The organism is Serratia sp. X10, assembly GCF_017811775.1.
GTDB classification, from domain to species: Bacteria; Pseudomonadota; Gammaproteobacteria; order Enterobacterales; family Enterobacteriaceae; genus Serratia; species Serratia ureilytica.
The window spans coordinates 440560-454338 of sequence record NZ_JAEIOH010000001.1 but is presented as its reverse complement, the minus strand read 5'-3'; the positions used below and the strand labels follow the sequence as shown (position 1 = coordinate 454338).

Below are 13779 nucleotides of genomic sequence, written 5' to 3'. Positions count from 1 at the left end.
TGAAAGCGGCCTTTGGTGATGGCCCTGACTCGGTTAACCCGCTGATTTGCCGCTGGGATAACCGCCTTTACCCACCCCGCCCCGGCCCCTATAATGGCCCCTTTCTGGGGTATGGCGCGGCCGAAAACGGCGGCTCATACGGGTTCGGCTCACTACTGCTGAAGGATACGCTGCATGAAAAAGTGGTCACATCTGCTCGCAGCCGGGATGATGGCGCTGAGTTTCTGCTCTGCAAACGCCTCTGACGGCAAAACGCTGTATTTCTATAACTGGACTGAATATGTCCCACCGGGGCTGCTGGAGCAGTTCACCAAAGAAACCGGCATCAAGGTGATTTATTCCACCTATGAATCCAACGAAAGCATGTACGCCAAGCTGAAGACCTACAAGGACGGCGCGTACGATCTGGTGGTGCCTTCCACTTACTTCATCGCCAAGATGAGCAAGGAAGGCATGCTGCAAAAAATCGACAAGAGCAAGCTCAGCCACTTCAAGGATCTTGATCCTACCCTGCTGAACAAGCCGTTTGATCCCAACAACGACTACTCCATTCCTTACATCTGGGGCGCCACCGCCATCGGCGTTAACAGCGACGCGCAGGATCCGTCCACCGTCACCTCCTGGGCCGATCTGTGGCAACCGCAGTACAAAGGCCGCCTGCTGCTGACCGACGATGCGCGCGAAGTGTTCCAGATGGCACTGCTCAAGCTGGGTTATTCCGGCAACACCACCGATCCGAAAGAGATCGAAGCCGCCTACCGCGAACTGCAAAAATTGATGCCGAACGTGCTGGCCTTCAACTCCGACAACCCGGGCAACCCGTTTATGGAAGGGGAAGTCAACGTCGGCATGGTGTGGAACGGTTCGGCCTTCGTGGCGCGCCAGGCCGGCACGCCGCTGGAGATCGTCTGGCCGAAGGAAGGCGGGATCTTCTGGATGGACAGCCTGGCCATTCCGGCCAACGCACGCAACGTCGAGGGGGCGCTGAAGCTGATCGACTTCCTGCTGCGGCCGGAAATCGCGGTGCAGGTGGCGGAAACCATCGGTTACCCGACGCCGAACCTGGCGGCGAAAAAGCTGCTGTCGCCGGAGATCGCCAACGACCCGTCACTCTACCCGGATAAGGCGGTGATTGAGCACGGCGAGTGGCAAAACGACGTCGGCGACGCCAGCACGCTGTACGAAAGCTACTTCCAAAAGTTGAAAGCCGGGCGCTAACACGCCCCGCCATCCCATCAGGGCGCGCATTGCGCCCTGATGTCTTTAGGGCTTATCGGCCCGCGCCACCTTGCCCACCAGGAATTTGTGCACAAAACGCGGCACCACTTCGCTGGCCAGGCCGTAGTGTTTCTCGTCGAACTGGCTTTCCACCTGACTCGGCTCCAGGTTCAGCTCCATCGCATAGGCGCCGCCTAGCCGCGCCTCATGCACGAACCCGGCCGCCGGATAGACATGGCCGGAGGTGCCGATGGCGACGAAGAAATCGGCTTTGCTCAGCGCCTGGTAGATGTCGTCCATGCCCAGCGGCATCTCTCCGAACCACACCACGTGTGGCCGCAGCGGCGCCGGGAACTGGCAGCAGTGGCAACGCTCGTCGACGCTGAGATCGCCGGGCCATTCGAACACCTGCCCCGACTGGGTGCAGCGCACCTTCAGCAACTCGCCGTGCATGTGCAGCACCCGCTTGCTGCCGGCGCGCTCATGCAGGTTATCGATGTTTTGCGTGACCAGCAGGAAGTTGTCCCCCAGCCACTCTTCCAGATCCGCCAGCGCGCGGTGCGCGGCGTTCGGGGCAATGTCCTCCGTCTGCAGCTGGCGGCGGCGTTCGTTGTAAAACGCCTGCACCAGCGCCGGATCGCGCTGAAAACCTTCCGGCGTGGCGACGTCCTCCACCCGGTGCTCTTCCCACAGCCCATCCGCGGCGCGGAAGGTGCGAATACCCGACTCGGCCGAAATGCCGGCCCCGGTCAACACCACCACAAACGGCTTTTTCAGCTCGGCCGCCGCCATGGTGTCACGGTGAAAAATGCGTGAACGAAAGCGCTGATGCAGCACATGCTTACTCTTGCGAAACTGACACAGCCGATGGCGAGTGTGCATTAACTCTCTCCTTACTTTTCCCTGTTTACCAAATTGAGGAACGCTGCGCCGCGCACGCCGCCGGCGTCGCCATAGCGCGCCTTCTCGATGCGCGGCAGCCGAGCCACCCGCAGCAGGTGCGCCGGCAGCCGCTGCGGCAACGCCTGGTAAATGGCGTCGAAGTTCGACAGCCCGCCGCCGATCACCACCAGGTGCGGATCCAGCACCGTCAGCAGGTTACCCAGGCAGATCGCCAGCACGTCCATAAAGCGATCGACATGCGCCACGGCCTGCGGCTCACCCGCCTGATAATGCGCAATGATCTCGGTGGCGGGCAAGCGCCGGCCATAAAAATGGGCGTACATCCATTCGAAACCGCGGCCCGATATGTAATTTTCAATGCAACCCTGATGCCCGCACCCGCAGGCAACGCGAGGCACATCACGCCCCAGCACCTCGAGCGCGTCCACCGGCAGACGCAAATGGCCGAACTCGCCGGCGATATAGTTGCGCCCGGGCATCGTCTTGCCGTCGACGATCAGGCCGCCACCTACGCCGGTGCCGAGGATGATGCCCAGCACCGTCGGGTAGCGGCGGAACTCGTCGTCCCAGGCCTCCGACAGCGCAAAGCAGTTGGCGTCGTTATCGACCCGCACCTCGCGCCCGATCAGCGCCGCCAGGTCGCGCGGCAGCGGCCGCCCCATCGCCGCCGGCACATTGGCGGTAAACAGCGTGCCATCATCGTCGTTGGGCAGGCCCGGAATGCCGATGCCGACGCTGCCGCGCCGGCCGCAAAACGCATCCGCCTCCAGGGTCAGATCGCACAACGTGGCCAGCAGTTGCCGATAATCGTCGCGCGGCGTCGGCACCCGTTTTTGCCAAATGCGCTGCAGGTTGTCGTCGAACACCCCCAGCTCAATTTTGGTGCCGCCCATATCGAAACCGTAGTACATAACCCATCCCCAGGCTAAAAAAACGGGGCGGCATCGCTGCCTCCCCGTCGGTGTCATTGTCCGCTCAGCACCCGCGCCGGATCGATGCGGCTGGCGCGCCTCGCCGGATACCAACTGGCCAACAGGCTCAGCACGATGGCGGTCGCCAGCACGATCAGCACATCCAGCCAGTGCAGCTCGGAAGGCAGGAAGTCGATGAAGTAGATATCGCCCGACAGGAAGGAGTGACCGACCAGTTTCTCGATGCCCCGGATGATGTTGGTCAGCTGCAGTGAAGCGATCACCCCGATCACCACGCCGCTCAGGCTGCCCAGCAGCCCGGCCAGCAGCCCATACCAGATGAAAATGGCGCGGATAAAGCCGTCTTTGGCGCCCAGGGTGCGCAGCACCGCGATGTCGGCGCTTTTGTCTTTCACCGCCATCACCAGCGTGGAGACGATGTTGAAGCAGGCTACGCCGATCACCAGCACCATCGCCAGATACATGATGGCGCGGATCATCTGGATGTCGCGGTACATATAGCCGTACTTGCCGATCCAGCTCTTGATGTAGATGTAAGCGTTGGTGACTTCGCCGGCGTCGCGCACCAGCTTGTTGGCGGCGAACACGTCGTTCATCTTGAGCGCGATGCCCGTGACGCTGTCACCCATGTCGAGGTACTGCTGCGCATCGGCCAGCGGCACCAGCGCCAGGCTGTGATCGAGCTGGCCGCTGAGCTGCAAAATGCCGGTCACGTGCAGGCGAATGCGCTTCGGCTGCAGCAGCTTCATCTCAGGGTCGCTGTTGGGGATCATCACCGTGACATAGGCGCCCTGCTTGACGCCCAGCGCGTCGGCCACGCCCTTGCCGAGGATCACCTGCTGCTCGCCAGGCTTGAAGTTGGCCCAGGCGTCGCCCTGCACATACTGCGGCAGCGCGCTCAGTCGGCTCTCCTGCTGCGGATCCACGCCTTTGACTTCCACCGCGCGCAGCTGCGCGCCGTTCTCCATCAGGCCGGTAAAGTTGATGTACGGCGCGGCAGCCACAATGCCCGGCACCTTTTCCACCCGCTGCAGAATCGACGGCCAGCCGCTGAACGGCTGATTGACAGGCTCGAGTTCGCCGTGCGGCACCACCGCCAGAATGCGGTTCTTCAGCTCGCGCTCAAAGCCGTTCATCGCGCTCAGACCGACGATCAGCACCGCCACTCCCAGCGCGATGCCAATGGTGGAGATGACCGAGATCAGCGACACCATGCCGCCGCGTTTACGGCCGCGGCTGAAACGCAGGGCCGTCAGGAAGGACAGTGAGGCTCCCGCCATTACTCGGCCCCCATCAGGGTCAGCTGCGCCTGCAGGTGGCCGTCGGCCATTTCCAACTGGCGGCTCAGGCGCTTGGCCAGCTGCAGATCGTGTGTCACCACCAGGAAAGCGGTGCCCTGACGCACGTTCAGCTCGCCGAGCAGATCGAAGATACTGTCCGCGGTGCGCTTGTCGAGGTTGCCGGTCGGTTCATCCGCCAGCACCAGCGCCGGGTTATTGACCAGCGCACGCGCGATCGCCACGCGCTGACGCTCGCCGCCGGAAAGCTCGGACGGACGGTGTTTGCTGCGCTTTTCCAGCCCGACCGCCGTCAGCATCTCCCGCGCTTTCTCCTGTGCCTGCGCCGGTTTGGCGCCGCCGATCAAGAGCGGCATGGCGGCGTTTTCCAGCGCGGTGAAGTCCGGCAACAGATGGTGGAACTGATAGATGAAGCCCAGCTGGCGGTTGCGCAGCTCGGCCTTGGCCGCCGAAGACATGGCGTTCAGCGATTCGCCCTTGAAGATCACCTCGCCGGAGGTCGGCGAGTCCAGCCCGCCCAACAGGTGCAACAGGGTGCTCTTGCCGGAACCCGAGCTGCCGACGATCGCCATCATCTCGCCCTGCTGCATGGCAAAGCTGACGTTGCGCAGCACGTCGGTGTGCAGGTTGCCTTCCTGATAGGTCTTGCACAGGTTGTCACACTGCAGCAAAAGATGGTTACTCATAACGTAAAGCCTCAGCGGGTTGTACGGCGGCAGCGCGCCATGAAGGATAGAGCGTGGACAACAGGGAAACCGCCATCGCCACCACGGCGATGATCGTCACCTGCAGCGGATCGACCGCCACCGGCAGCGAAGCGCCGTCGATCAAGGCGCCGAGGATCGGCATCAGGTTGTTCAGGTTGGTGGCCAGCAGCACGCCGAGCAGCGTGCCGAGCAGCGAACCGATGATGCCGGCGCTGGCGCCCTGCACCATAAATACCGACATGATCTGGCGGCGGGTCAGCCCTTGAGTCTGCAGAATGGCGACCTCGCCCTGCTTCTCCATCACCAGCAGGCCGAGCGAGGTAATGATGTTAAACGCCGCCACCGCCACGATCAGGCTGAGCAGCAGCCCCATCATGTTCTTCTCCATGCGTACCGCCTGGAACAGCTCGCCCTTGCGATCGCGCCAGTCTTTCCAGACGGTGCCCGCCGGCAGCGCCTGCTGGCTGAGGGTATCGACCGTCAGCGGCTGTTGCAGGAACAGGCGCCAGCCGGTGATGTTGCCGGCCGGGTAGCGCATCAGGCGCGAAGCATCCTGTTGGTTGACCAACAGCTGATAACCGTCCACCTCGCTGTTGGCGTGGAAGGTGCCGATGAGGGTGAACAAACGCTGGCTGGGAATGCGGCCCATCGGCGTGAACTGGCTGGCGCTCGGCACCATCACGCGCAGCGAATCGCCGCGCTTGACGCCGAGTTGCCCCGCCAGCTGTTCGCCGATGATGATGTTGTATTGGCCCGGCTGCAGCTGTTGCTGCTTGACGTTGACCAGATACGGGGTCAGCGGGTCGGCCTCGTCGGGATTCACGCCGAGCATCACCCCGACCGCCACGCTGCGAGCGCTTTGCAGCACCACGTCACCGGTGGTCAGCGGCGCAACGCGCGTGACGCCCTGCAGCTTCTGCACCTCGGAGGCCGGCAGCTGCTGCGGGTTGACCGATCCTTGCGGACTGGTGACCAACGCCTGCGGCATCAGGCCGAGAATGTTGTTCTCCAGATCCTTTTCGAAACCGTTCATCACCGACAGCACGGTGACCAACGCCATCACCCCCAGCGTAATGCCGATGGTGGAAAGCCAGGAAACAAACCGCCCGAAGCGGTCTGAGGCTCGCCCGCGCATGTAGCGCAGGCCAATGAATAACGCGACAGGTTGATACATGAAATCCGTTTGATAGCCGTGGCTTAAGCAAAGTGATCATGGATAATAAAGGCTCTCCCTCGTTTAGGGAACACCCGAGGGCCTTTTATTGCGTGGCGGCGAAGAGGGAGACGGCGGCAGCTTCGCGCGTTATTTATCCTCAGCCGCAAAAAACAGACGGCATTAACCGGTTAAATAACCGGCAGAAAATTGATGAGCAGCGCTTTTTGCTGTGTCAGTTTGCCGGCCGCTGGGCTACTATAAACAGCATAAAGGCGCTGGGTTATCCGTGCCGGGACGCCATCCAACACATTGATTAAAGATACCTGAATGAGCACTTCCGATAGCCGTAACCGTTCCTCATCCCCCCGTTATTCTCTGCCCGATCGCGCGGGCGATCTGCGCCAGCTGGGGCAACTGACCGGCGCGGCCTGCGCCGTGGAGTGCGCCGAGATCGTCGAACGTCACCCTGGCCCGGTGATGCTGATCGCGCCGGACATGCAAAACGCCCTGCGGCTGCGCGACGAGATCCAACAGTTCACCGATCAGATGGTGACCACCCTGTCCGACTGGGAAACCCTGCCGTACGACAGCTTCTCGCCGCACCAGGAAATCATCTCCGACCGTTTGTCGAGCCTGTATCACCTGCCGACCATGGCGCGCGGCGTGATCATTCTGCCGGTCAATACCCTGATGCAACGCGTCTGCCCGCACGAATTCCTGCACGGCCATGCGCTGGTGATGAAAAAAGGCCAGCGCCTGTCGCGCGACAAGCTGCGCGCGCAGCTGGAACAGGCCGGCTACCGCAGCGTCGATCAGGTAATGGAGCACGGCGAATTCGCCACCCGCGGCGCGCTGCTCGACCTGTATCCAATGGGCAGCGATGAGCCTTACCGCATCGACTTCTTCGATGACGAGATAGACAGCCTGCGCATCTTCGACGTCGACACCCAGCGCACGCTGAGCGAAGTCGAGGCCATCAACCTGTTGCCGGCCCACGAGTTCCCTACCGACAAAAACGCCATCGAGCTATTCCGCAGCCAGTGGCGCGAGCAGTTTGAGGTGCGTCGCGACGCCGAGCACATCTATCAGCAGGTCAGCAAGAGCGCCTGGCCCGCCGGCATCGAATACTGGCAGCCGCTGTTCTTCAGCCAGCCGCTGCCGTCGCTGTTCAGCTACCTGCCGGCCAATACGCTGATCGTCAACACCGGCGATCTGGAGAGCGCCGCCGAGCGCTTCTGGCAGGACGTCAACCAGCGTTTCGAAAGCCGCCGCGTCGATCCGATGCGCCCGCTGCTGGCGCCGGATACGCTGTGGCTGCGCGTTGACGCGCTGTTCGGCGAGCTGAAAGCCTGGCCGCGCATCGCGCTGAAAACCGATGAGCTGCCGGCCAAAGCGGGCAATACCAATCTGGATTATCATGCCCTGCCCGATCTGGCGGTGCAGGCGCAGCATAAATCCCCGCTGGATAATCTGCGCCGCTTTATTGAAAGTTTTGACGGCAGCGTGATCTTCTCCGTCGAGAGCGAGGGGCGGCGTGAAACGCTGCAGGATCTGCTCGGCCGCATCAAGCTGGCGCCTGCCTTGATCCAACGACTCGATCAGGCGGAAACCGCGGGCCGTTACATGATGGTCGGCGCCGCCGAACACGGCTTCCTCGACGGCCTGCGCCGGCGGGCGCTGATCTGTGAAAGCGATCTGCTCGGCGAGCGCGTCAGCCGTCGCCGGCAGGACAACCGGCGCACCATCAACACCGATACCCTGATCCGCAACCTGGCGGAGCTGCATCCCGGCCAGCCGGTGGTGCATCTGGAGCACGGCGTGGGCCGCTACGTCGGCCTGACCACGCTGGAGGCCGGCGGCATCAAGGCCGAGTACCTGATCCTGTCTTATGCCGGTGAAGACAAACTGTACGTGCCGGTGTCATCGCTGCATCTGATCAGCCGCTACGCCGGCGGCGCGGACGAAAACGCCCCGCTGCACAAACTGGGCGGCGACGCCTGGACGCGTGCGCGGCAGAAAGCCGCCGAGCGGGTGCGCGACGTGGCGGCCGAGCTGCTGGATATTTACGCCCAACGCGCCGCCAAGGCCGGTTTCGCCTTCAAACATAACCGCGAGCAGTACCAGCTGTTCTGCCAGAGCTTCCCGTTCGAAACCACGCCGGATCAGGAACAGGCGATCAACGCGGTGCTGAGCGACATGTGCCAGCCGCTGGCGATGGACCGCCTGGTGTGCGGCGACGTCGGCTTCGGCAAAACCGAAGTGGCGATGCGCGCCGCTTTTCTGGCGGTGGAAAACGGCAAGCAGGTGGCGGTGCTGGTGCCGACGACGCTGCTTGCGCAGCAGCACTTCGACAACTTCCGCGATCGCTTCGCCACCTGGCCGATCCGCATCGAGATGATGTCGCGCTTCCGCAGCGCCAAAGAGCAGCAGCAGGTGCTGGACGACGCGGCCGAAGGTAAGGTGGACATCATCATCGGCACCCACAAACTGCTGCAGAGCGATCTGCGTTGGAAGGATTTGGGGCTGCTGATCGTCGATGAAGAGCACCGCTTTGGCGTGCGCCACAAGGAGCGCATCAAGGCGATGCGCGCCGATGTCGATATCCTGACGCTGACCGCCACGCCGATCCCGCGGACGCTGAACATGGCGATGAGCGGCATGCGCGATCTGTCGATCATCGCCACTCCGCCGGCGCGCCGGCTGGCGGTGAAGACCTTCGTGCGCGAATACGACAGCCTGGTGGTGCGCGAGGCGATCCTGCGCGAGGTGCTGCGCGGCGGCCAGGTTTACTACCTCTATAACGACGTGGAAAACATCGAGAAAGCGGCGCAGCGCCTGGCTGAGCTGGTGCCGGAAGCGCGCATCGCCATCGGCCACGGCCAAATGCGCGAACGCGATCTGGAACGGGTGATGAACGATTTCCATCACCAGCGCTTCAACGTGCTGGTGTGCACCACCATCATCGAAACCGGCATCGATATCCCCAGCGCCAACACCATCATCATCGAGCGGGCCGATCGCTTCGGCCTGGCGCAGCTGCATCAATTGCGCGGCCGCGTCGGGCGTTCGCACCACCAGGCTTACGCCTATCTGCTGACGCCAAACCCGAAAGCCATGGGCACCGACGCCCATAAACGGCTCGAGGCCATCGCCTCGCTGGAAGACCTCGGCGCCGGTTTTGCGCTGGCGACCCACGATCTGGAGATCCGCGGCGCCGGCGAACTGCTGGGCGAAGACCAGAGCGGCCAGATGACCACCGTCGGCTTCTCGCTCTACATGGAGCTGCTGGAAAGCGCCGTCGACGCGTTGAAAAACGGCCGCGAACCGTCGCTGGAAGATCTCACCAACAGCCAGACCGAAGTGGAGCTGCGCATGCCGGCGCTGCTGCCGGAAGATTTCATTCCCGACGTCAATACCCGCCTGTCGCTGTACAAGCGCATCGCCAGCGCGAAGAACGACGGTGAATTGGATGAGCTGAAGGTCGAGCTGATCGACCGCTTCGGCCAGCTGCCGGACGCGGCGCGTAACCTGTTGCAGTGCGCAGCGCTGCGGCTGCATGCGCAGAAGCTGGGGATCAAACGCATCGAGAGCAACGAGCGCGGCGGCTTTATCGAGTTCGGCGACAATAACCGCGTCGACCCGGGTTATCTGATCGGCCTGTTGCAGGGCAATCCGCAGGTTTACCGCCTGGATGGCCCGAGCAAGCTGAAGTTCACGCTCGATCTGGCCGATCGCCAGAAACGCCTGACGTTCACCGAAGAGCTGCTGAACGCCTTCCGCGAACACACGCTGGCGGCCTGAACCAACGCCCCCGCCGTGGCGGCGGGGGTGCTTATTCGCGCGGGAATCCGGCGCCCAGCGGCGCCAGCTGCATCACGCGGCTGGTCACCACCCGGTTCTTGCCGCTGCGCTTCGCCTCATACAAGGCCTCGTCGGTCATGGCGATCGCCTTGTCCAGCCTCATGCCTGGCAGATACAGCGACACGCCGATGGACATTGTGATGTGCGCTTCGTCGTGCGCATTCAGCAAGAACGTCGAGCTTTCCACCGCGCTGCGAATGCGCTCGGCCACCCCGCCGATCACCTGCGGATCGTAGCTGGCGGTGATCACCATAAACTCTTCACCGCCGTAGCGCCCGACGAAGTCCTCATTACGCACGCTGTTTTGCAGCAGCCGTCCGACGCTCGCCAGCAGCACGTCGCCGGCCGGGTGACCGTAAGTGTCGTTGATGTTTTTGAAGTTATCCAAATCGAGGATCATCAACCCGCACGGGCGACGTTCGGCGCGCTGCAGCATCAGGTGATAATCGACGCTGGCGCGGTTGTTGATGTGGGTCAGGCTGTCGGTCGTGGCGCGCGCGCGCATCGCGAAATAGGCGTAGATGTGGCGCTCTTTGAAATTCAGCGCATGATAGCAAATCGCCAGACAGAGCGCCGAAGCCGCCTGGTACAGCAACACATCCGGCCACAGCCCGCTCAGGTCCACCAACAGCCACACCACAACGATGCGATACAGCGCGATGACGCCGATCGTCAGGTAAAACACCCGATGGGATTTCTTCAGCCACACCCGCGACAGCAGCAGCGGCGCGACGATCGAAGCGATGAACAGGTTATCGACGGTGAAGCCGCCGGTCAGCGCCATAGCGAACAGAAAGCTCACCAGCCCGCTGACGCCGCCGCCGAAGAACGTCACCAAAATCATCGGGATCATCGCAAAGCTGTAGTGAACCTTATCGCTCAGCTCCAGGCGGTCCTGGCTTAAGTACAGCACCGCCACACCGGCCAGCAGGCCGAAAACGACGCGCTTCCACCGTGCGGATTGATAAGAAAAAGGGGCATTCTTGCTGAGCAGGAAATAGCTTATCGACAGCGTGGCGTAGGTGATGCAGGCGTCGCTGTAAAGGGTGGAAATGGACGCAATGTAAGTCATAAATAGTCAGCGCGCTCCTCGGTGTCGCCAGGGGGTAATATGCAGACGTTGAATAACGCATCCCTGTCGTCTCCGCTTCGGCGGCGGCCATTTTACACGGTCTATTAATAGAGTAGCAGTTCTATCTTATCGCTAAGCCGTCTATCTCATCGCGAACGCTTCAGGCTACTCTGTGCTTTGGGTTATCTTGGGAGAACCGCATGAATATCGACGATGAACTGCACGCACTCAGCGAGCAGGAAGCGACGCTGGCGTTTGCGCATTTTGACGCCGCGACCGCCTGGGAACTGGGCGCGGCGCTGAAAATCGCCGCCGAGCGGCGCGGCCTGAGCATCGCCATCGAGATCCAGCTGGCCGGGCAAACGCTGTTTTATTACGCCATGCCGGGCGCCACGCCGGATATCGCCGACTGGGTGCGGCGCAAGCGCAATCTGGTGAACCATTTTCACAAAAGCTCTTACGCCATCGGCCTGCGCCTGCAGCAGCGCCAAACGTCGCTGGAGGAGCGTTACGGGCTCGGCGTGCGCGACTATTCGGTACACGGCGGCGCCTTCCCGCTCAATCTCGCCGGCCTCGGCTGCGTCGGCAGCATCAGCATTTCCGGCGCGCCGCAGAAAGAAGACCACCAGCTGCTGGTGAGCACTTTAGCCCATTTTCTCGGCTTATCCCTGCCCACCCCGCGTTAACCGTCAAAATCTTGATTATTCACTTCCTTTCCAGCCGCAGATTCTGCGGCTGACTTACTCATCAGCGGCATTTAGCGCCGGATAAAACGGCGACTCTCTGATTTCCTGCGCCAAATTGATACAGGTCTGGTAATCCGCTGAACAAAAGGCGTATGGTATCTGTCACGTGACAAGACGGACCTCATCGGGCCCGCCATTCCTTTCACTTTTGAAGATTTGGTACGCACCGTAGATGAAAACCCATGAAATAAACAAAATTCGCCCCTTCAGCGCGCTGATAGACGCCTGCTGGCGGGAACCTTATAGCCTGGCGCGGTTGCTGAAAGACGCCATCGCCGGGGTGACGGTCGGCATTATCGCCATTCCGCTGGCGATGGCGCTGGCGATCGCCAGCGGCGTGCCGCCGCAGTACGGCCTGTATACCGCCGCCATCGCCGGCATCGTCATCGCCGTCAGCGGCGGTTCGCGCTACAGCGTCTCCGGCCCCACCGCCGCCTTCGTGGTGATCCTCTATCCGGTCTCGCAGCAATTCGGCCTGGCCGGCCTGCTGGTCGCCACGTTGATCTCCGGGGTATTCCTGCTGCTGATGGGGCTGGCGCGCTTTGGCCGGCTGATCGAGTACATTCCGCTGCCGGTGACGCTCGGTTTTACCTCCGGTATCGCCATCACCATCGCCACCATGCAGATTAAGGACTTTTTCGGTCTGCAGCTGGCGCACACGCCGGAAAACTACGTCGGCAAGCTGTACGCCCTGCTGCAGGCGCTGCCGACGCTGGATCTCGGCGATACCCTGATCGGCGCGGTGACGCTCTTGATCCTGATCTTCTGGCCCAAACTCGGCCTGCGCGTGCCCGGCCACCTGCCGGCGCTGCTGGCGGGCACGGCGCTGATGGGGCTGCTGACGCTGTTTGACCACCCGGTGGCGACCATCGGCTCCCGTTTCAGCTACCTGCTGGCCGACGGCAGCAGCGGCCAGGGCATCCCGCCTATCTTGCCGCAGCTGCTGCTGCCCTGGGATCTGCCGGGCGGCGGCGAGCAGCCGTTCACCCTCAGCTGGCAAACCGTTTCCGCCCTGCTGCCGGCGGCGTTTTCGATGGCGATGCTCGGGGCGATCGAATCGCTGCTGTGCGCGGTGGTGCTCGACGGCATGACCGGCAAGAAGCATAACTCGAACAGCGAACTGATCGGCCAGGGCGCGGGCAACATCATCGCGCCGTTCTTCGGCGGCATCACCGCGACCGCCGCGATTGCCCGTTCGGCCGCCAACGTGCGCGCCGGCGCCACCTCGCCGGTATCCGCCATTATCCACGCGCTGCTGGTGCTGCTGGCGCTGCTGGTCCTGGCGCCGTGGCTCTCTTATCTGCCGCTGGCGGCGATGGCGGCGCTGCTGTTGATGGTCGCCTGGAACATGAGTGAGGCCCACAAGGTGGTTTACCTGCTGCGCCGGGCGCCGAAGGACGATATTTTGGTGCTGCTGCTGTGCATGTCGCTGACGGTGCTGTTCGACATGGTGATCGCCATTACCGTGGGCATCGTGCTGGCGTCGCTGCTGTTTATGCGCCGTATCGCCCGCATGACGCGGCTGAGCGAACTGAGCGCCAACGATGGCCGCCTGGTGCTGCGAGTGAACGGCCCGCTGTTCTTCGCCGCCGCCGAGCGCATCTTTACCGAACTGCTGGCGCGCAGCGAGGGCTATCGGACTATCGTGTTGCAATGGGATGCGGTGCCGGTGCTCGACGCCGGTGGCCTGAGCGCCCTGCGTCGCTTTATCGACGTGCTGCCGGCGGATAAAAAGCTGGTGATCACCGACGTGCCGTTCCAGCCGCTGAAAACCCTGGCGCGCGCGCGGGTGCAGCCGATCGAGGGCCGGCTGCAGTTCTACCCGACGCTGCCGGAAGCGCTGGCGGACACCGGCGCCTAAACGTAAAAAAGCCCGACGAGTCGGG

Annotated in this window: 11 protein-coding genes; 5 read left to right on the top strand and 6 right to left on the bottom strand. The window is 62.6% G+C overall.

Going from position 1 to position 13779, the window contains the following annotated elements:
- Positions 1-174 precede the first annotated feature (174 nt).
- Positions 175-1218: a spermidine/putrescine ABC transporter substrate-binding protein PotD gene (gene potD, locus J9788_RS02375; protein WP_046899330.1), complete on the top strand. Its 1044-nt coding sequence runs from the start codon at positions 175-177 to the stop codon at positions 1216-1218.
- A gap of 45 nt (positions 1219-1263) precedes the next feature.
- Here potD and cobB read toward each other — a convergent pair whose 3' ends face one another.
- Genes cobB through lolC form a run of 5 tightly spaced genes read right to left on the bottom strand, consistent with a single transcriptional unit; the run spans position 1264 to position 6232 of the window.
- A complete protein-coding gene (gene cobB, locus J9788_RS02370) occupies positions 1264-2100 on the bottom strand; it encodes a Sir2 family NAD+-dependent deacetylase (RefSeq protein ID WP_046899329.1) in 837 nt (278 codons plus the stop codon).
- 11 nt (positions 2101-2111) lie between these two features.
- Complete coding sequence (gene nagK, locus J9788_RS02365; RefSeq protein WP_182264630.1) at positions 2112-3032, bottom strand: N-acetylglucosamine kinase; 921 nt, start codon at positions 3030-3032, stop codon at positions 2112-2114.
- Between the two features lie 53 nt (positions 3033-3085).
- Positions 3086-4333, bottom strand: coding sequence for a lipoprotein-releasing ABC transporter permease subunit LolE (lolE, locus tag J9788_RS02360; protein ID WP_033642765.1), 1248 nt, complete (start codon positions 4331-4333; stop codon positions 3086-3088).
- A complete protein-coding gene (gene lolD, locus J9788_RS02355; protein ID WP_046899326.1) occupies positions 4333-5037 on the bottom strand; it encodes a lipoprotein-releasing ABC transporter ATP-binding protein LolD in 705 nt (234 codons plus the stop codon). The genes lolE and lolD overlap by 1 nt, the downstream gene beginning before the upstream one ends.
- A complete protein-coding gene (gene lolC, locus J9788_RS02350) occupies positions 5030-6232 on the bottom strand; it encodes a lipoprotein-releasing ABC transporter permease subunit LolC (protein ID WP_004941116.1) in 1203 nt (400 codons plus the stop codon). The genes lolD and lolC overlap by 8 nt, the downstream gene beginning before the upstream one ends.
- Positions 6233-6270: 38 nt before the next feature.
- On the opposite strand from lolC, the gene J9788_RS02345 reads away from it, so the two are divergent.
- Complete coding sequence (locus tag J9788_RS02345) at positions 6271-6531, top strand: hypothetical protein (RefSeq protein ID WP_046899325.1); 261 nt, start codon at positions 6271-6273, stop codon at positions 6529-6531.
- Positions 6532-6541: 10 nt separating this feature from the next.
- Positions 6542-10015, top strand: coding sequence for a transcription-repair coupling factor (gene mfd, locus J9788_RS02340; protein WP_042784264.1), 3474 nt, complete (start codon positions 6542-6544; stop codon positions 10013-10015).
- A gap of 31 nt (positions 10016-10046) precedes the next feature.
- On the opposite strand, the gene J9788_RS02335 is transcribed toward mfd, so the two are convergent.
- Entirely contained in the window at positions 10047-11147 is a 1101-nt protein-coding gene (locus tag J9788_RS02335; protein WP_182264631.1) for a GGDEF domain-containing protein, read from the bottom strand.
- Positions 11148-11347: 200 nt separating this feature from the next.
- Here J9788_RS02335 and J9788_RS02330 point away from each other — a divergent pair, with 200 nt between their 5' ends.
- The gene (locus tag J9788_RS02330; protein ID WP_182264632.1) at positions 11348-11833 is read left to right on the top strand and encodes a heme-degrading domain-containing protein; all 486 of its coding nucleotides are present in this window, start codon (positions 11348-11350) and stop codon (positions 11831-11833) included.
- A 232-nt stretch (positions 11834-12065) separates the two neighbouring features.
- Positions 12066-13754, top strand: coding sequence for a C4-dicarboxylic acid transporter DauA (gene dauA / locus J9788_RS02325; RefSeq protein WP_182264633.1), 1689 nt, complete (start codon positions 12066-12068; stop codon positions 13752-13754).
- Positions 13755-13779 lie beyond the last annotated feature (25 nt).

What these genes read in the sequence shown, in the direction of transcription:
- potD (WP_046899330.1), top strand. Translation starts at nt 175, where the DNA reads ATGAAAAAGTGGTCACATCTGCTCGCAGCCGGGATGATGGCGCTGAGT.
- cobB (WP_046899329.1), bottom strand. Translation starts at nt 2,100, where the DNA reads ATGCACACTCGCCATCGGCTGTGTCAGTTTCGCAAGAGTAAGCATGTG.
- nagK (WP_182264630.1), bottom strand. Translation starts at nt 3,032, where the DNA reads ATGTACTACGGTTTCGATATGGGCGGCACCAAAATTGAGCTGGGGGTG.
- lolE (WP_033642765.1), bottom strand. Translation starts at nt 4,333, where the DNA reads ATGGCGGGAGCCTCACTGTCCTTCCTGACGGCCCTGCGTTTCAGCCGC.
- lolD (WP_046899326.1), bottom strand. Translation starts at nt 5,037, where the DNA reads ATGAGTAACCATCTTTTGCTGCAGTGTGACAACCTGTGCAAGACCTAT.
- lolC (WP_004941116.1), bottom strand. Translation starts at nt 6,232, where the DNA reads ATGTATCAACCTGTCGCGTTATTCATTGGCCTGCGCTACATGCGCGGG.
- J9788_RS02345 (WP_046899325.1), top strand. Translation starts at nt 6,271, where the DNA reads ATGGATAATAAAGGCTCTCCCTCGTTTAGGGAACACCCGAGGGCCTTT.
- mfd (WP_042784264.1), top strand. Translation starts at nt 6,542, where the DNA reads ATGAGCACTTCCGATAGCCGTAACCGTTCCTCATCCCCCCGTTATTCT.
- J9788_RS02335 (WP_182264631.1), bottom strand. Translation starts at nt 11,147, where the DNA reads ATGACTTACATTGCGTCCATTTCCACCCTTTACAGCGACGCCTGCATC.
- J9788_RS02330 (WP_182264632.1), top strand. Translation starts at nt 11,348, where the DNA reads ATGAATATCGACGATGAACTGCACGCACTCAGCGAGCAGGAAGCGACG.
- dauA (WP_182264633.1), top strand. Translation starts at nt 12,066, where the DNA reads ATGAAAACCCATGAAATAAACAAAATTCGCCCCTTCAGCGCGCTGATA.